This window comes from Litoribrevibacter euphylliae, from assembly GCF_042646085.1.
In the GTDB taxonomy this organism is placed as follows: Bacteria; Pseudomonadota; Gammaproteobacteria; order Pseudomonadales; family Litoribrevibacteraceae; genus Litoribrevibacter; species Litoribrevibacter euphylliae.
The window spans coordinates 696,390-713,793 of the sequence record NZ_JBHRSZ010000002.1 but is presented as its reverse complement, the minus strand read 5'-3'; the positions used below and the strand labels follow the sequence as shown (position 1 = coordinate 713,793).

Annotated in this window: 13 protein-coding genes; 8 read left to right on the top strand and 5 right to left on the bottom strand. The window is 44.9% G+C overall.

Features of this window, described 5'->3' with window-relative positions; all coding sequences use genetic code 11:
* Positions 1 to 6 precede the first annotated feature (6 nt).
* A complete protein-coding gene (locus ACFOEK_RS04860; protein ID WP_386716987.1) occupies positions 7 to 3,918 on the bottom strand; it encodes a response regulator in 3,912 nt (1,303 codons plus the stop codon).
* 613 nt (positions 3,919 to 4,531) lie between these two features.
* Here ACFOEK_RS04860 and queA point away from each other — a divergent pair.
* The 5 genes from queA (at position 4,532) to secF (ending at position 10,436) form a co-directional block, all read left to right on the top strand.
* The gene (gene queA, locus ACFOEK_RS04855; RefSeq protein WP_386716984.1) at positions 4,532 to 5,596 is read left to right on the top strand and encodes a tRNA preQ1(34) S-adenosylmethionine ribosyltransferase-isomerase QueA; all 1,065 of its coding nucleotides are present in this window, start codon (positions 4,532 to 4,534) and stop codon (positions 5,594 to 5,596) included.
* Between the two features lie 152 nt (positions 5,597 to 5,748).
* Positions 5,749 to 6,900: a tRNA guanosine(34) transglycosylase Tgt gene (tgt, locus tag ACFOEK_RS04850; protein ID WP_386718549.1), complete on the top strand. Its 1,152-nt coding sequence runs from the start codon at positions 5,749 to 5,751 to the stop codon at positions 6,898 to 6,900.
* Positions 6,901 to 7,004: 104 nt separating this feature from the next.
* Positions 7,005 to 7,319: a preprotein translocase subunit YajC gene (gene yajC / locus ACFOEK_RS04845; protein WP_386718545.1), complete on the top strand. Its 315-nt coding sequence runs from the start codon at positions 7,005 to 7,007 to the stop codon at positions 7,317 to 7,319.
* Between the two features lie 292 nt (positions 7,320 to 7,611).
* Positions 7,612 to 9,477 (top strand): protein translocase subunit SecD, encoded by a 1,866-nt coding sequence (secD, locus tag ACFOEK_RS04840; protein ID WP_386716981.1) that lies wholly within the window; start codon positions 7,612 to 7,614, stop codon positions 9,475 to 9,477.
* The gene (secF, locus tag ACFOEK_RS04835) at positions 9,477 to 10,436 is read left to right on the top strand and encodes a protein translocase subunit SecF (protein WP_386716978.1); all 960 of its coding nucleotides are present in this window, start codon (positions 9,477 to 9,479) and stop codon (positions 10,434 to 10,436) included. Before secD ends, secF begins: the two co-directional genes overlap by 1 nt.
* A 92-nt stretch (positions 10,437 to 10,528) precedes the next feature.
* Here secF and ACFOEK_RS04830 read toward each other — a convergent pair whose 3' ends face one another.
* The 4 genes from ACFOEK_RS04830 to ACFOEK_RS04815 form a co-directional block, all read right to left on the bottom strand.
* Positions 10,529 to 11,236, bottom strand: a complete 708-nt coding sequence (locus ACFOEK_RS04830; RefSeq protein WP_386716974.1) for an START domain-containing protein — start codon at positions 11,234 to 11,236, stop codon at positions 10,529 to 10,531.
* Positions 11,237 to 11,387: 151 nt separating this feature from the next.
* Complete coding sequence (locus ACFOEK_RS04825; protein WP_386716971.1) at positions 11,388 to 12,011, bottom strand: START domain-containing protein; 624 nt, start codon at positions 12,009 to 12,011, stop codon at positions 11,388 to 11,390.
* A 109-nt stretch (positions 12,012 to 12,120) separates the two neighbouring features.
* A complete protein-coding gene (locus ACFOEK_RS04820; RefSeq protein WP_386716968.1) occupies positions 12,121 to 12,768 on the bottom strand; it encodes an NUDIX hydrolase in 648 nt (215 codons plus the stop codon).
* 10 nt (positions 12,769 to 12,778) lie between these two features.
* Complete coding sequence (locus ACFOEK_RS04815; RefSeq protein WP_386716965.1) at positions 12,779 to 13,525, bottom strand: glycerophosphodiester phosphodiesterase family protein; 747 nt, start codon at positions 13,523 to 13,525, stop codon at positions 12,779 to 12,781.
* 203 nt (positions 13,526 to 13,728) lie between these two features.
* Between ACFOEK_RS04815 and ACFOEK_RS04810 the strand changes: the two genes are divergently transcribed.
* The 3 genes from ACFOEK_RS04810 to ACFOEK_RS04800 all read left to right on the top strand — a co-directional run bounded on the left by ACFOEK_RS04810 (position 13,729) and on the right by ACFOEK_RS04800 (position 17,385).
* The gene (locus tag ACFOEK_RS04810; protein ID WP_386716962.1) at positions 13,729 to 14,235 is read left to right on the top strand and encodes a tetratricopeptide repeat protein; all 507 of its coding nucleotides are present in this window, start codon (positions 13,729 to 13,731) and stop codon (positions 14,233 to 14,235) included.
* 760 nt (positions 14,236 to 14,995) lie between these two features.
* Positions 14,996 to 16,507: a thymidine phosphorylase family protein gene (locus ACFOEK_RS04805; RefSeq protein ID WP_386716959.1), complete on the top strand. Its 1,512-nt coding sequence runs from the start codon at positions 14,996 to 14,998 to the stop codon at positions 16,505 to 16,507.
* A complete protein-coding gene (locus ACFOEK_RS04800; RefSeq protein WP_386716956.1) occupies positions 16,504 to 17,385 on the top strand; it encodes a ribose-phosphate diphosphokinase in 882 nt (293 codons plus the stop codon). The genes ACFOEK_RS04805 and ACFOEK_RS04800 overlap by 4 nt, the downstream gene beginning before the upstream one ends.
* The last annotated feature ends 19 nt before the right edge of the window (positions 17,386 to 17,404 follow it).

The window sequence follows — 17,404 nt, the reverse complement described above, 5'->3', positions numbered from 1 at the left end:
TCTCCGTCAGTTTACGGCGCTGTGTTCCATTGAGGGAGTGAAGTAGACTGTGGTGACCAGTTCTCTTAATCGCTCAAGGTCTTCCAGAGTTTTTTCGTATTCGAGGTCATAAATGCTTTGATACATGCTTTCGATGACCGGACGGAAATCTTCGTTGTTTAATGTTTCGGAGACTTCTTTAAATAGATCGGAAGCTCCCATATCGCGGTTGATCAATGCTGCTTCAAGTTCGTCGAGCAGCGGATCAATTTTCTCCGACGATTTTATGGTGTGATCAGTAGGTTGATCTCCACTTGTGGTGTTATGTTTGATTGTTGATGTGTTTTCGGTCGTGCTTTCTCTCGTGCTTACAGAAGAGTCTTCATCCGGGTGTTTAGCCGAGCGAGTGTCTGTGTTGGGTGATAATTCGGCATGAATCGCTGGTAGCTCATTTCGTAAAAGATTGACTGCGTCGTTGAGCGCCTGAAAGAGTTCGGAAAGTTGTGGATTTTCCAAATCCGGTTCGTCGTTCAATAATTTATCCAAGTCGGTGGACACTTGGTGAATTATGTTGGCCACGAGATTACCGCTCGTGCCTTTCAAACCATGTATTACTTCTTTTGCTTCTTTGTGTTTCCCTTGCTTCACTAATTCTGGCGTAACAGACATGCAGGTATCGGCTTGAGTGAGCAGTTTCTTCATGAGGTGAAGAAATAGCTTGGTGTCATCTCCTAGACGTAACAGTGCTTGATCAATGTCGATGGTTTCATATCGATTGTTTGACTCTGATCGTTCCAAGTTCTGTGTTTTTGACGAGGTGCCTTTCCATAAATCAGAGAGCTTGGTGAAGAGCTGTAATGGGTCGATGGGCTTCGAAATGTAGTCGTTCATACCGGCATCAAGGCAGCGTTCTTTGTCTTTCTCGGTGGCGTTGGCCGTCATTGCAATGATGGGTAAGTCGGCCCAAGTTTCGTGTTTACGAATGTTTCGGGTGGCTTGAAGGCCGTCCATTACTGGCATTTGCATATCCATTAACACAGCATGGTAGTTGTTCGGATTTTGTCTGAGCAGATCCAGTGCGATACCGCCGTGATCGGCAACGGTGACACTTGCACCGACGCCATTAAGCATGGATTTTGCCACTTCCTGATTCACTTCGTAGTCTTCTACCAGCAATAAACACATGCCTTTTAATAGATCTTTGGAAACGGCATTTTGTTTGGATGGATCCTGAAGTTCTTTGCCTGACTTGTTGTCAATGAACTGAACCAGAGCGTCGAAGAACGAGGAGGGGGTGATGGGCTTGGTCAGAATGGCATCGCAGGCATTACGATCAATCTCCTGAGTCATTAACTCGTTGCCATAGGCGGTTTCGAGAATAATGATGGGTTTATTGATCTTCATGTCGGTATGAATTTTTTGAGCTGCTGAAATACCGTCAAGGCCTGGCAGGCGCCAATCCATCATGATGATATCGTACGGTGTGCCAGCTTTCTCGGCTTGTTCTACCAGACTGATGGCTTGTTCGCCGGTACGAGCCAGTGTTGTTTGGCAGCCAAAACCGGTTGCCATCTTATCGAGCGCTTCGAGTGCTTCCCAAGAGTCTTCCACAATCAGAAGGTTCAACTGTTCAAAGGCGTATTTGTCGTAGGAGCGATAATCAATCGGTTCCTGACTCAGAATATAGGGCAAACGAACTTTAAAGGTGGTGCCTGCGTTTGGTTTACTTTCAACTGAGATGTTACCGTTCATCAAGTCGACCAGCTGTTTGACGATCGAAAGTCCTAAGCCGGTGCCGCCAAATTTTCGCGTTATTGAACTGTCTGCCTGCTGGAAAGGAGTGAATAGATGTTTAAGTGCCTGTTCATCCATACCTATGCCGGTATCGGTGACGGAAAAGGCGATTTCGACATTGGCATCGTTTTCCTCTGCATACCCTTCAATCATGAGTTTAACGAACCCTTTTTGAGTAAACTTGAGTGCGTTATTGACGAGGTTGGTAAGCACTTGCCCTAAGCGAAGCGAGTCGCCGACCAGATGTCTTGGAACATGGGGGTCGAGCTGAATGATGAATTGAATATCCTTGCTTTTAGCGACAGCCCGGCTGATGTTGGCAATGTTGTCGATGACTTCTTCAAGATTAAAAGGCGTGCTTTCAATATCCAGTTTTCCGGCTTCAATTTTGGAGTAATCGAGAATGTCATTGATGATGTTGAGAAGCAGTTTGGAGGCTTTATCAATTTTCAGTAACTGTTGGCGATGCTTTCTGGGCAGCTCTTCTTGTAATAGTAAATACACCATACCGGTAATGGCGTTCATCGGTGTACGAATCTCATGACTCATGTTGGCTAAAAAGTCACTCTTGTACTGATTGGCTTTGATAAGCTCTTTGGTTCTTTCTTTCACTGTATACTCTAAGTGAATTCGATGATTTTCTAGCTGTGTTTCAAGTTCTCGTTTCTCAGTAATGTCTCGGATGTTGACGAGAATGAGTGTTTCTCCGTCGCTGATGAACGGCGAAATATGTAATTCAGCCAGAAATTCACTGTTATCTAAACGAATGGCTTCAATGTCTTTGGGTTTAGTTGAATCCAGCGTTTCTATGGGTTGATTGTTTTCGATGTGCTTAGCGACCTGATTGACTAAGGGGAGGCTGCCTGGCAGCAGTTCATCGATGGAGAAGTTGAACAGTTCAACCTGTTGATATCCAAAGAGGTGTTCGATTTGAGAATTCCAACGTTGGATGGTGCCGGATAAATTAATTACCAACATGCCATTGGGTGAGGCATCGAAGGTCTTCATCATTTCTTGTGTCAGGTTGTTGAAGGTGTTGGCTAATAAACTGGTCTCCAGATCATTAGCCACGCCTTCAGCTCGCACATTACGTTCGCCATTTTTAATGCGTTTAGCTATGTCGGTGAGGTATTCAATGGGGCGACTGACAGATCGGGACAGAAAGTAGGAGGCCAATAAAGCCAGAATAATGAAGACCACACAAAGCTGGATCATGGTGATCTTCATGATAATGTAAGGCTGATAGGCTTCCACTTCATCTATTTTGGTCAGCAAGCCCCAGCCCACTTCCGGGAGGTAGCTTGCCATTGCCAGTACAGGAACATCTCGATAATCGACCACGCCGCTGTGAAACCCGGTTTCTCGTTTCAAGGCTCGAATAATTGGCACATCATCACGACTGGCCGCTATGGTTCGTTTGAGTGCAGCATCTGGGTCAAAACGCAGAGGCACCAGGAATCGGGCATCACCGTTGGGAAGGCGCTCTGCCAATAAGGTCTCGCCAGTTTCTCCAAGCCCTGTGTAATCTTGGGTGATTTGTGTGAGTTGGGTTCCGTCAATCTTTACATGAATTCGGCCTATGGTTTCTTCATCCAATATTAAATCGGTATAAAGGTGGAAGGTAAGCTGTTGATCGTCATCACTTGAAATGCGGTATTGAACCAGTGAGTGGTTTACTTCTGTCGAAGGAATACTCTGCAGCTTACTGTTAATAATGGTGTTACCTACCTTGGTCTGATCGGTTGAGGCGATAATGTGATCTCTGAGATCGGTGATGGAAATCGTTTTGAAGTACGGGATAGATGCTTTGGCGTCATTGAGAATACGGATCATTTTGTCGACGTATTTTTGATCTGGCGCTTCGAGATGATTTTTCAATGAGATACGCATTTGAGTGCGGCTGGCAACTAACTTTAGACGCTCTTTGTTGTTTTCTATAAACGCTTTAACACGCTGACCTTGACCTTGGGCTGCTAAAGACAAGCGATGGTAGAAACTTTCATCCAGATTCTTTTTGAAATTGAAAAGGGCGATCCCACCTGCCGATACAAAGGCCAGAAAGGCCATAAATACCAGTAAGATGGTGACTTTTGTTCGTATCGACGTTGGGGGCTTTTGTTTGAGCTTCTGAATTGAAAATCGCACTAGAATGCCCTCAGGAGTGAATGTATATGAGCGTCAAAGGGGCAAAAAAAATGTCTGTAATTCCCTTGTCTTACGAGTATTGTAGGGGGCTTCGGAGGCGTCAAGCGGGGTGATGAGTGGAGCAGTACGCAAATGAATGGACTTGCTATGCGTGTTCTACATAGATATGTGTAGGATTCTTCTCTACGCAACGGTATTGAAAATCAGGACGCTTTGTTGCAAAAGAGGGGCAGTGTGTTTTTTTGATAATGAGTTAGATGAATTCATCGCGCTAATGAACTGAAGATTAATCATTTTATTGGTTTCTTTCTTACCCGGATGAGAGAGCACTTTTTCAGAATTTCGTAAAGATACTTGAGTTAATGTCCTACAGGTAGGGAGATATAGCGCTATGTTGATCGCTTACTGTTAACCCCTACTTTGCCAAAACTTACCTTGTAATTAACGATCACAAGTATTCTTGAGTAAACCGTTTTGTCGGTCATTCTATGAAAGCCTAGAGATTTCCTGCCCTAACAGTTAAAATTGCGCGTCTTTTTATTTCGCCCGTTGTGCTTACTCACTGTATTTATTGTTGTATTCGTTGTTTTGAATTAAAGGGTTTCCCTCTTCTATGGAAGTATCTAAGTTTCATTTTGATTTACCCAAAGAACTCATTGCCAGCCAACCGCTGGAGAGTCGCAGTGCTTCTCGATTATTACAGGTGGACGGCACGACGAATGAGATCCAGCATGGGCAATTTACTGATGTGCTTGAATTGTTGAATTCAGGCGACTTATTGGTGTTCAACAATACGCGAGTGATTCCGGCTCGTTTGTTTGGTCAGAAAGAGTCGGGCGGCAAGATCGAAGTGCTGGTTGAGCGAGTGTTGGATGATCGAAATGTACTGGCTCATATGCGTTCCAACCGTTCTCCTAAAGCAGGTGCGAGAATTCTACTGGAAGAAAAACAGTGGATTGAAGTGACTGGTCGTGAAGGTGCGTTATTTAAAATCCGTTTCGATGATCAAGGACAGACAGTGTTTGAAGCGCTGGAAGAATTAGGGCACATGCCGCTTCCGCCCTACATGGAACGGGAAGATCAGTTAGAAGACCGTGAACGCTATCAAACGGTCTATGCTCAGAAGCCGGGCGCGGTTGCAGCACCAACTGCGGGCCTTCATTTTGATGACGAATTATTGGCCAAATTGAACGCCAAAGGCGTTGAGTTTGGTTATGTTACTTTGCATGTTGGCGCAGGAACCTTCCAGCCAGTTAAAGTCGACAATGTGCATGATCATGAGATGCATTCAGAGTACATCGAAGTTGACGAAACGGTGTGCGAACAAATTAAGGCGTGTAAAGCCAGGGGTGGCCGAGTCGTGGCCGTGGGTACAACCAGTGTTCGTAGTCTTGAATCCGCATGTTGGAAGAGTGAATTACCCAACTCGGAAATTGCACCGTATTTTGGTGAAACGGATATCTTCATTTATCCGGGCTACCAATGGAACTTGGTGGATGCCATGGTGACCAACTTTCATTTGCCAGAATCCACCTTGATTATGTTGGTGTCGGCTTTTGCAGGATATGACAACATCATGGCGGCATACAATGAAGCGGTAAATCAGAAGTATCGTTTCTTCAGTTATGGGGATGCGATGTTCTTAACTCGAAAAGCCCCTGAAACAGTGACCGAATAAGAAATACTGTGGTTTTGCGATGCTAGCCTTGTAAATCAAAAAATCATCGCCATAAACCTAAGTCATGAGTTGATTATGATGATCATGGCTTTGTAATTTCATTAATCAAAAATTGAATAATGTCTGGAGTAGATGTGTCTCGAACTTGTTTTATGAATTTCTCTGTGAGCAAAACGTCAGGAAATGCTCGTCGAGGTAAATTAGAGTTTCCAAGAGGAACCGTTGAAACTCCAGCATTCATGCCCGTAGGCACCTATGGCACAGTGAAAGGCATGCTGCCAAGAGACATTGAAGAAATTGGTGCGCATATTATCTTGGGCAACACGTTCCATCTGATGCTTCGTCCGGGAACGGACGTGGTGAAAGAGCACGGTACGCTTCATGATTTCATTCAGTGGGATAAGCCAATCCTGACCGATTCCGGCGGTTTTCAGGTGTTCAGCTTGGGTGACATGCGTAAAATCACCGAAGAAGGAGTGACCTTTAAATCCCCAATCAATGGCAGCAAAGTTGAATTGACGCCAGAGCGCTCGATGGAAGTTCAGCGTGACCTAGGCTCTGACATTGTAATGATCTTTGACGAGTGTACGCCGTATCCTGCGACGGAAGAGCAAGCCAAAGAATCCATGGAATTATCACTTCGCTGGGCGAAACGCAGTAAAGCGGCGCACGGTGACAGCCCGTCGGCATTGTTCGGCATTGTTCAAGGTGGCATGTATGAAGATCTTCGTGATGTGTCATTGGAAGGGTTAACTGATATCGGTTTTGATGGTTATGCCATTGGTGGTTTGTCGGTAGGCGAACCAAAAGATGAAATGATGAAGGTATTGTCTTACATCACACCGAAAATGCCGGAAGACAAACCGCGCTATTTGATGGGTGTGGGTAAGCCGGAAGACTTGGTGGAAGGCGTGCGTCGCGGTGTTGATATGTTCGACTGCGTAATGCCAACGCGAAATGCTCGAAATGGTCATCTCTTTACTACAGAGGGTGTGATTAAGATTCGTAACGCTAAGCACCGTCACGACACCAGTACCTTAGACAGTGAGTGTGATTGTTATACCTGCACTAACTTTTCTCGAGCCTATCTGCATCACCTTGATAAGTGTCAGGAAATGCTTGGTGCACAGCTAAACACAATTCACAATTTAAGGTATTATCAGCGCCTCATGGCTGGAATCCGTGCTGCTTTGGAAGCGGATACCTTTGATGAGTTTGTGGAAGAATTTTATGCGAAACGTGGTATGGACGTGCCTTCATTAGAAAAATCTTCTCTGGAAGACACAGCTGCAAGCGAGTCGTAAGGCATCAACCAAAAGGGTTGAGTCTGAATCAGTTTTTAAACGGTTTTATTGAATATTAAATTAATGATAGGAGTATCTTAGTGAGCTTTTTTATCTCTCAAGCAATGGCGGACGCAGGCGCAGCAGCACCAGCAGGTCCAAGTGCAGTAGGTCAGCTAGTAATGTTGGGCGGTTTCGTCCTGATTTTCTATTTCTTGCTGTGGCGCCCACAGTCTAAGCGTGCCAAAGAACATCGTGAATTGGTTGGTAATTTGGGCAAAGGTGATGAAGTAGCAACCTCTGGCGGCATGCTAGGTAAAATCACCGCAGTAACGGATGACTATGTGGCTATGGAAATTGCTGACGGTACTGAAGTGAAACTTCAAAAAGTAGCAGTAACTGCAGTCCTTCCAAAAGGCACCATCAAGTCAGTTAAGTAATGACAACCAATAAATCCCTCAAGTGAGGGATTTATTGTTTTTAACCGAACTTACTTAATTGAATTGTAATATAAGAATAAAGCGGCTGAATAACTCCTACCTTTCCATGACGTTTCAATTTGACGTGTTGGTGATTCTAAGGATCATAATTGTTCAGCTTAAAACGGCAGACTTCTAAGCTCTAAAACGTTTCGAACGAATAATCTCGTTTTTCAGCTCTTAAAACCCGTCGTTGTTGTAATAAAGATGAGGGCGTTCGTGCTCTCATTCAGGACGAAAGTAAGGCACGAATATGCTTAATAAATATCCCTTGTGGAAATATTTAGTGATTCTTGCGGCAGTGGTGATCAGTTGTATTTATGCTGCACCTAACCTCTATCCAGAAGATCCTGCCGTTCAAATTTCAGAAACCCGTAGCAGTGGCAGTTTAAGTGAAACCAAACTGGAAGCGGTGCGTCAGGTACTTGATCAGGCGGGTATCGAAGTACTTGCGGAAGAAAAGGGTGATAAAAAAGCTCTGTTTCGTTTCAAGTCGGGTGAAGATCAGCTGAATGCTAAACCTCTTATTGAAGGTAAGCTGGGCCACGATTTTATCGTTGCACTGAATATGGCACCGACGACGCCAGAGTGGTTGAGCTCGTTAGGCGCTGGCCCGATGAAACTGGGGCTGGACTTGCGTGGCGGTGTGCACTTCTTGTTAGAAGTGGATATGGAGAAAGCCATTTCTCAGCGCATGGATGTTTACGTTGGGGAAATCAAGCGTCTGCTGCGTGACGAGAAAATTCGCTATCGTCGTGTTGAACTAGCGAAAGAAGATGGGTTGGAAATTACTTTCCGTAAGGAAGAAGACCGTGAACAAGGTCGTAGCTTGCTTCGTGGTGAGTACAACGAATTTGAAGCATCTGAACGTGAAGATGATCAATACTTCTATTTATCTTTGAAACTGACGCCTCAGAAAATCAAAGAAATTAAAGACTACGCCATCACTCAAAACTTAACGACCTTGCGTAATCGTGTGAATGAGTTAGGTGTTGCCGAGCCTTTGGTTCAGCGCCAGGGCCAGGATCGTATCGTAGTTCAATTACCGGGCGTTCAGGACACGGCTCAGGCTAAGGATATTATTGGTCAGACTGCTAACTTGCAGTTCCGTCTTGAAGCGTTACCGAATGCGTCAATCGCTGAGCGTAAGGCCTTTAACTTCCGTGATAACCCTGATCGTCGTGCCAACATCGAGAAAGACATTATTCTCTCTGGTGAAAGCGTATCTACAGCGTCTCTTGGTTTTGACGAAAATGGCTTACCACAAGTAAACATCACCTTGGATGCCAGCGGTGGTAAGTTGATGCACCGTGTGACTCGTAAAGCCGTGGGTCGTAAGATGGCGGTGATTTTTGTGGAACACAAATCTCGCGTTATCAAGAAAGTGGTGAAAGGCGAGCTGGTTGAAGAGCGCCAGAAGTTCTCTGAACAAGGCATCATCAGCTTAGCGACAATTCAAAGCCCACTGGGTAACAGCTTCCGCATTACTGGTTTAGACAGCCCTCAAGAAGCGTCTAACTTGGCGCTATTACTTCGTGCAGGTTCTTTAGCAGCGCCAATCTACTTTGTTGAAGAACGTACGGTTGGGCCAAGCTTAGGTCAGGAAAACATTGATCTAGGTGTGACGTCGGTTCAAATCGGTTTGGCGTTGGTACTTGTTTGTATGTTGGTGTTCTACCGAGTATTTGGCTTAGTAGCTAACGTGGCTTTGGTTCTGAACTTGGTGATTTTGGTGGCCGTTATGTCGCTGATGTCTGCAACGCTGACCTTGCCAGGTATTGCCGGTATCGTCTTGACCGTAGGTATGGCTGTTGACGCCAATGTGTTGATCTTCTCGCGGATTCGCGAAGAGCTGAATAATGCAGTACCACCACAATCTGCAATTCATGCCGGTTATGAGCGTGCGTTTGTGACTATCTTCGATGCTAACTTAACGACCTTGATTGTAGCGGTCATTCTATTCGCTGTGGGTACTGGCCCAGTGAAAGGCTTCGCCGTCACCTTGATGGTGGGCATCATCACTTCGATGTTTACCGCAATTGTTGTAAGCCGTGGATTAATTAATCTGATTTATGGTGGTCGTAATGTTCAATCTCTATCGATTGGAGGAGTTAAGTAATGGCGTTAAGTGATATCCAAATCGATTTTATGGGGAAGCGCAAGATTGCGACTTTCCTATCCATTATTCTTTTAATTGCCTCCATCGGTTCATTGGTAACTAACGGCCTTAAATTTGGTTTGGACTTTACCGGTGGTACCTTAATTGAAGTGGAGTATTCGGAGACACCTCAGTTAACGGACATCCGTGGCGAACTTGAACAAGCAGGGTACAAGAATGCCGTGGTGCAGAACTTTGGTAAGCCTAACGATGTTCTGATTCGCATGCAGAGTGATAAGCAAGGGCTTGGCGATGAGGTGCTGGCTGCATTGCAAGCGAAAAACAATTCTGACATCGAGTTGCGCCGTACCGAATACGTTGGTCCGCAAGTGGGTGAAGAACTGCGTGAGCGTGGTGGTCTTGGCATGCTGATCGCTTTGTTAGTCGTGATGGCGTACGTTGCGGTGCGTTTCCAATATAAGTTCTCGGTGGGGGCGGTATTGGCATTGGCGCACGATGTGATTTTGGTATTGGGCTTTTTCTCCTTATTCCAATTCGATTTCGATTTGACGGTTTTGGGCGCAATCCTGGCGGTGATCGGTTACTCGCTGAACGATACCATCGTTGTATCGGATCGTATTCGTGAGAACTTCCGAATCGTACGCACCGATTCAGCGGTCGACATTATTAATCAATCATTGAATGAAACACTAGGTCGTACCTTGATGACGTCTTTAACCACCTTATTAGTGTTGGTGGCCTTGTACATCTTCGGTGGTCCAAGCATGGCCGGCTTTGCGTTGGCGTTGTTGGTTGGTGTGACAGTCGGTACTTATTCTTCTATCTATGTGGCAGGTAACTTGTTGCTGGCTCAAAATATCTCCAGAACGGATATGATCCCACCGGAGAAACCAGAGACAGAAGAAGGTGTGATCGAAGGCGACGAAGAATACGTTCCTCGTCCAGAGGATTTCCGTTAATCCTCATTCGGTTATCACCAAGATAAAAAAGGCGCTCTACATTAGTAGAGCGCCTTTTTTGTATCTATTGAATCGCTGTTTGTTACGTGATCTTAAAAATTCTTAACGGCCCAGTGAGTCGGAACGCCGTTCTCATCGTATCCAATCTTGGACGTGGCGTATTGGGCTTCTTTAACCAGCTCTCTGAGGTTATTAAGAGTATTAAAAGGTAGATCTACAATGAGTGAATTAACCAGCCAGGAAGGTAAAGCGCCTCCAGGATCAGCGTGTTGGAACCAGACGATTTGAACTGTGCCGTTCTCCATATCGTACAGGTTGTAGGTACCCTGGGATTTTGTCACTCGTACCATATCGGTTTCGGCGACCATGCCTTCAACGGCCTGGACATCAATCGACCACTGTTTGTAATCGTCCGAGTAAGTGTAAACATCGTGGATCACAACATCGCGATCGCTCACTAACAATGGCATATCACTGACTTGGTAGACATACACATCTAAGAATGAGTCCTGCTGAATGATTTCTGCACTGGAGCATTGGTGAACCCAGCGAGTGAAAGAATCCGGGTCTTGGAAGACTGCTAAGATTGCATCAATGGAGGTTTCTAGGGTTACTTCAGCTTTGAATTCCCTGAAATCAGAATGTGCAATTTCTCGCGATGAAATTTTGATACCGTCATCTTCTTTTTCTAAAGACCAGTTGTTAGAAAAATCGTTATTGGCGAAAGAGTTACTGGAAACGGTGAAGAGAAATGAACAGCAAAGTCCGATGAAAGACGTTCGCGTAGTGCCAAACTGCATAGATCAACCCTTTTTAATAATTATTATGGCGAACTACTTTAGCGGATATTGAATGGAGGCGGAAGATAATTCCTGGATTGAGCTCAGAAAGATGATCAAAAGCACATTCTATTTAAATGTGCTTTCAAGAAGTATGTCTTCTAAGAAACCGCTAGTGAATCTTGGACAGTCGCTTGCTTTGGGCAGACTCGATCAGTCCAAGCATAGAATTAAACGGAAATTCTTCATGAATCGACTTCTTAATCCAGTCAGGTACTTTACCGCCAGGATTCAGCTGATGCTCTAAATAGACCTTTGTCTTTCCCGCAGCCATTTTGATCAGGCGAATTTTAGCGAGAAATATGTCCGGTACGATTAGCGTCGATTCTTCCGGTGTCATGTCTTGCTGGAGCCTCATATTCATCACAAATTCGCCGTTTTCCTGATAGCTTTTAGTTATTTCTAGAACACCATGGCGATCTTTTAATGGAAATGGGTAGTCACGGACATAATAAGTGTATAAATGTGCGTCGTCTGTTTCGCTAATGCGGTGAGCTGTTTGACATCGAAACAACCACTTACTGCAAGCATCCGGGTCTTCAATTGTATCAATTAACGATTGCAGCGGGGTATTTACTTCGGCTTCTAAACGACTAGTAAATTGGTCGGCTTCAGCAGCAGAACGAAAAAGTTTGACGTTATGGGATTCTTTGACGAGTTCCCAATCGGCGGCCGCTAAATTAGGTAAAAAAGAAGTGGCAATAATCAGAAGGCAATTTATTAGAGTTTTAATCATGCTAATCAACTGTATATCAATCTCAATGAGTGTTATCTGTTCTAATCCTTGAACTAAAAATACAATCCATTGAATGTTTTTCGAATGTTAGCGGTAGTTGATAAACCTCTCAACTAAATAAGCGTTTAATTTTATTACTGAATTTTAATCGTTGGTAGCCGTGGCAACGCATTAAATGGTTGAGTTCGTCCAAGATCATCAGTGACAAACCCCAAATTTTTCTGTTTTCGAATAGATAATGAGGCAGTGAAACATTCAATTTTAATCCCCAACGTTTGAGTAAAGGCCACTGCATGGTTTTGCGATGCTCTGGGATAAGATGATTTAAAGGCAGCCAAATAATGGATTGGGCTTCATGATTTAAGGTAAAGCGGTAAGAGTGATGTTCTTCCAGGAAATAAACCCACGGCGTGATTTTCATCAGGCTTTTATTGTCGTGATGTCGGGTAATAAGATCTGATAAGCGACCGAGTTGTTGATGAGGCCTGAGGTGCAAGCCGATTTCTTCAAATACCTCACGGGTTGCCGTATCAGCGCTGTCGTAATCATTTTTCTCTTTCTTGCCGCCGGGAAAGGCCATGTGACCAGACCAAGGGTCACCTTCTCTGTGCGAGCGTTCAATCATCAAAATTTCAAGACCACGATCTTCATGAACTCGGATGATCAGCGCAACGGACGCCAAGTGTTTGGTGTTCAGACTGCGTTTCTTTGCGGGGTAGCGCTGTAATGCGGCTTTCAGTTCATCAGGCGTAAGCATCATAAGCCCATTAAAAGATATGGCTGAATAGGTCTGCAGGTTTATCGGTGAATAAACCATCGACTTGCATCGCTTTGAGTTGTCTGGCTCGTGATGGATCATTTACCGTGAAACAACGAACGGCCATGTTCATTCGGTGGCATCGTTGTATAAATCCTGAGGTGATTTGTTGTTGATCTATGTGTATCGCTTTGCATTTCAGGTTTTTTGCGATGGTTGACCATCCTGGGTATCGGGTTTCGAGGTTCAAAGCTCGATAGCATTTTGGCCACAACATTTGTGCTGTTTTTAGCGCTAATACGTCAAAGCTCGACAGTATTAAGCGTTCTGGATTTTGGACGTCTTTTTTGAGTTGTTGAATGGCTAGCGACGTGGTTTTGATGGAATTCGACAATCGCGGCTTGAGTTCAATATTCAGGATTAAATCAGGATGCTCATTGGCGAAGTTGATCAAATCCTTAAGGTGTAGAATGCCTTGATTAGCATAGTCAAGATGAAACCAGCTGCCAGAGTCCTGGCCTTGCAATTGAGACCAATTATGGTGTGACACCTTACCTTTCAACGATGTGGTTCGATCTAGGGTGTGATCATGAAAAATGATGGCGTGATTATCCGCGGTTAACATCACATCCACTTCTATGAAACGCACCCCCAGTTTGTACGCTAGTTCCAAAGAGGCAAGCGTGTTTTCCGGCGCGTAACCTGCGGCACCTCTATGGCCTATCACAAAGGGGTAAGTAATTTGATTGTCGTCCATGCAACGGTCCCTGTTCCAAGAAATAGGTGATATGTATCCAAGCGTTCGTCGGCAGTGTAGAATTTTCGCAGTGGCTGCTCAACATAATTATTAGTATGTTTGTTTGCTGATATATGAGTAAGTCAGTTACCATCCTTTTTGAATCAGAAGTTAATTCATTGTCTGAATCATTCATCTAATCAAGGCTCGGAGAGAATGCCGTTATGAGTTGTTGTGAGACGAGTAATCAACCTAAGCAGCCGCTTTCATTTAACAAACCGTGGTTGGTGAATCTAGTGTTTTGGTTTACCAGCAAACTCTTTCACTCGTTTTATCCCAAAGGTTCTGAAAAGCGTCACCAACAAGTGATGCGACTATTTCAATTCTGTGCAGATCGTCAGCATTTGATGGCCAATTCCATGTATGGCCATATTCTGGTTTTTCGAGGGGTAACTCCATGGGATAAAAAGCAGGGCGTTGAATATCTGAAGTACGCGGCCCAGCAAGGGGACGTAAAAGCCAGTTATCAATTGGCGGATTTAATGATGCAACAAGCGCATGGTTTGAATGATGATCAGAGTGAGGTTTTCTCTTTGTTGATGGTGGCAGCTAAAGGCGGACATTATTTAGCTGAGCAACAGTTATCGGGTATTTTGTCGTCTCACCCAGAGCTTTTGGATAGCTTAGATTCAGAAGATCATGTGTGGCTCGAATCTTTGCTAGGGAATTAAGGAACCTCTGGACAAGTCCGCTCTAGCGCAGCGGGCGCTAGAAAAATGTTAGAACAAGGCGAATTTCGTAGAGAATGTCTAGACCTTTTCAAGAAGTTCAACACATAACGTGGTTACCAGTAATAACGTTTTTAAAGCCCCGCCCTTCGGGGCCTTAAGAGAAATGTCTCTTTTTTGTTGCGGCTTTTTGACGTAACCCGTTATGCCTTCAAAACCGCGCCTCAAATAGACATTTCTCTTATAGGCCTGAGCAGAGAGAGACTTATTCAGAGGTTCCTTAACACTGATTTATAAATTGATTAGTTGACCTTCGGTGGCTCATTCCGTGGGAATGCTTAATTGACTTTCAATTTGTCCCTTCAATATGTCAGACGCCAAACTCTCCCCGGGATTTATAAATACTCTGTGGGGGGTGGGAGCTATTTGAGATAACCCGTACAGTAGCCCTTTTGGCTCGGCGCTTGAAATCCGTTATGCACGATACTGTCACAATAATTACCTACCACTTCTTTTAAGTGAAATAATAAGAAGCCTACGCGCTCATCTTTTTTATAGCCGGCCAGGATTATAGAGCTAGTGATGTAAGGCATGTGCCTAAAAAATAAAACTTCGTAGTAAAACGCGCGCCCTTGAGGTTCCTTAGGCTGATTCATAGGTTTCTTAATTGATCTAAGTTAGTGTTATCGGATTAAGATCAACTATAGTGATTGTACTTTTGAGTTATGAGTGTTGTGCTCATCGTTTTGTTAATGAAGGAATAATGAAAAAAATCAAAGGATTAGATGTTCTTCGATTAGGTATTGATAGCCATCAAGAACGAATTGTTTATCTCAATGCCGATTGTCATGTGGTGCAGTCTGAAGGTTTTACTTCTCATTCTCGTGTTTGTGTGGACAGTGGCAGTGATGCCATCATTGCTACCGTTAATATCACCCACAATGGTTTGATTTCTTCGCATCAGGCGGGATTTTCGGAAGCGGCTTGGCTGGCGCTAAATTTAAATGGCGATGAAGCGGTCATTATTAAGCATGCACAGCCGGTCAATTCTATGTCTCATGTACGCAGCAAGCTTTATGGTGGTGAGCTGGATTACTCTGCGTGTTATGAGATCGTCAAAGATATACAGGCGGGTCGTTATTCTGACATCCAGCTTTCTTCGTTTGTTTCTGCGTGTACCGCTGATCGTCTATCCAACCCTGAAACCTTGGCATTAACGCAGGCCATGATTAATGTGGGTGAGCAAATGTCTTGGGATCAAACCATGGTGCTGGATAAGCACTGTGTAGGTGGCCTTCCCGGGAATCGTACAACCCCTATTGTCGTGGCTATCGTTGCGGCGTGTGGACTGACCATGCCTAAGACATCGTCTCGTGCGATCACGTCACCGGCGGGGACCGCAGACACGATGGAAGTGTTAACCAATGTGGAATTAACTCAGGATCAGATGAAAACGGTCGTTGATACCGAAGGTGCGTGTTTGGCTTGGGGTGGTTCGGTCAGCCTTAGTCCGGCTGATGACATTATCATCCGAATCGAGCGTGCGTTGAATCTTGATAGTGAAGGGCAGTTGGTTGCTTCGGTGTTATCCAAGAAAGTAGCCGCCGGATCGACACATGTGTTAATTGATATTCCGGTGGGGCCGACAGTCAAGGTACGGTCGTTTGAACAAGCGAAAAAGCTGGAAGAAAAGTTGATCAGTACAGGTCAAGGATTAGGCTTGCATGTGGTGGTCCATCGCTCGGATGGAAGCCAACCGGTAGGGCGAGGTATTGGCCCTGCATTAGAAGCCCGTGATGTGTTGTGGGTGCTTCAAAACTCTGATCAAGCACCTGAAGATCTCAGAGATCGAGCCGTTTATCTCGCCGGGTTAATGTTGGAACTGGCTGAGGTTTGTGAGTCTGGAAAAGGCCAAGATAAAGCCAGAGGGGTGTTGTTAAGTGGAGCCGCCTATGACAAGTTCAAGGCGATCTGTGAGGCGCAAGGTGGTTTTAACGAGATTCCAACGTCATCCCACCAATTTGAGTATTGTGCTGCTCAATCAGGGATTGTGACGCACTTTAATAACCGTTGTTTGGCACAATTGGCGTGTTTAGCTGGTGCGCCTAATTCAAAAGTAGCGGGTGTGGATGTGTTGGTGCGTTTGGGTGATCGTGTAGAAAAAGGGCAGCCTTTATTTCGTTTGCATGCTAATGCGAAAGGTGAAATGGATTATGCGTTGGATTTTCTCAATCAGCACAGTGATTGTTGTCAGGTTTCAGGAGAAACAGTATGAGTCGAATTGTGTTTAATATGGGATGGGACGCGAAAACGGCTCAAGAATTAATTAGCGGGTGTGCGTCCGAAAGCGGTGAATTTGAACAGCGCTGTTTTCCTGATGGTGAAACCTATCTAAATGTACTCAGTGATGTGGCTGATCGGGAATGTGTTCTTCTGATCAACGGCGTTCAGCCGGATCAACAGTTCTTGAGTTGGATTTACATGGCTGAGAACCTTAAAGAACTCGGTGCCACATCGGTGGGTATGCTGATTCCTTATCTTCCCTACATGCGTCAGGACATTCGCTTTAAACCGGGTGAATGTGTGACTTCTCGGCACTTTGCTAAGTTGATCAGTGCTTCGTTCGACTGGCTGATTACTACTGACCCTCATTTGCATCGTTACGATGCGTTGTCTGAGATTTACAGTATTCCAACGCGCATTGTTCCAGCTGCTCCTGCCATTGCACGCTGGATCAAACAGTCTGTGGATAATCCGGTGATCATTGGCCCTGATATTGAAAGTCAACAGTGGGTACAAGACGTGGCGTCTTTGGTTGGATGTTCGTATGAAGTTCTGCTGAAGGAGCGCTCGGGTGATCGTGATGTCTCTGTCAGTCTTCCTAAAAGGGCCGATTTTAAAGGTTTTACACCCGTGCTGGTGGATGACATTATTTCTACTGGACGCACCATGGCGAATGCGGTTGTGAACTTGATTCAATGTGATATGAAAGCGCCGGTGTGCATTGGTGTGCATCCTCTGTTTTCTGATGATTGCATTGCACTTTTAAAGGAATCCGGTGCACAACAGGTAGTCAGTTGTAATACCTTAAATCATCCGTCAGCCCTGATTCAGTTAACTGAAGATTGGACTGAGGCTCTGAGCAATCAATAAGAGGCTCAGAGCGGTTCGA

Excerpts from the sequence above, each read along its gene's own strand:
- queA (WP_386716984.1), top strand. The coding sequence starts at position 4,532 with ATGGAAGTATCTAAGTTTCATTTTGATTTACCCAAAGAACTCATTGCC.
- tgt (WP_386718549.1), top strand. The coding sequence starts at position 5,749 with ATGAATTTCTCTGTGAGCAAAACGTCAGGAAATGCTCGTCGAGGTAAA.
- yajC (WP_386718545.1), top strand. The coding sequence starts at position 7,005 with ATGGCGGACGCAGGCGCAGCAGCACCAGCAGGTCCAAGTGCAGTAGGT.
- secD (WP_386716981.1), top strand. The coding sequence starts at position 7,612 with ATGCTTAATAAATATCCCTTGTGGAAATATTTAGTGATTCTTGCGGCA.
- secF (WP_386716978.1), top strand. The coding sequence starts at position 9,477 with ATGGCGTTAAGTGATATCCAAATCGATTTTATGGGGAAGCGCAAGATT.
- ACFOEK_RS04830 (WP_386716974.1), bottom strand. The coding sequence starts at position 11,236 with ATGCAGTTTGGCACTACGCGAACGTCTTTCATCGGACTTTGCTGTTCA.
- ACFOEK_RS04825 (WP_386716971.1), bottom strand. The coding sequence starts at position 12,011 with ATGATTAAAACTCTAATAAATTGCCTTCTGATTATTGCCACTTCTTTT.
- ACFOEK_RS04820 (WP_386716968.1), bottom strand. The coding sequence starts at position 12,768 with ATGCTTACGCCTGATGAACTGAAAGCCGCATTACAGCGCTACCCCGCA.
- ACFOEK_RS04815 (WP_386716965.1), bottom strand. The coding sequence starts at position 13,525 with ATGGACGACAATCAAATTACTTACCCCTTTGTGATAGGCCATAGAGGT.
- ACFOEK_RS04810 (WP_386716962.1), top strand. The coding sequence starts at position 13,729 with ATGAGTTGTTGTGAGACGAGTAATCAACCTAAGCAGCCGCTTTCATTT.
- ACFOEK_RS04805 (WP_386716959.1), top strand. The coding sequence starts at position 14,996 with ATGAAAAAAATCAAAGGATTAGATGTTCTTCGATTAGGTATTGATAGC.
- ACFOEK_RS04800 (WP_386716956.1), top strand. The coding sequence starts at position 16,504 with ATGAGTCGAATTGTGTTTAATATGGGATGGGACGCGAAAACGGCTCAA.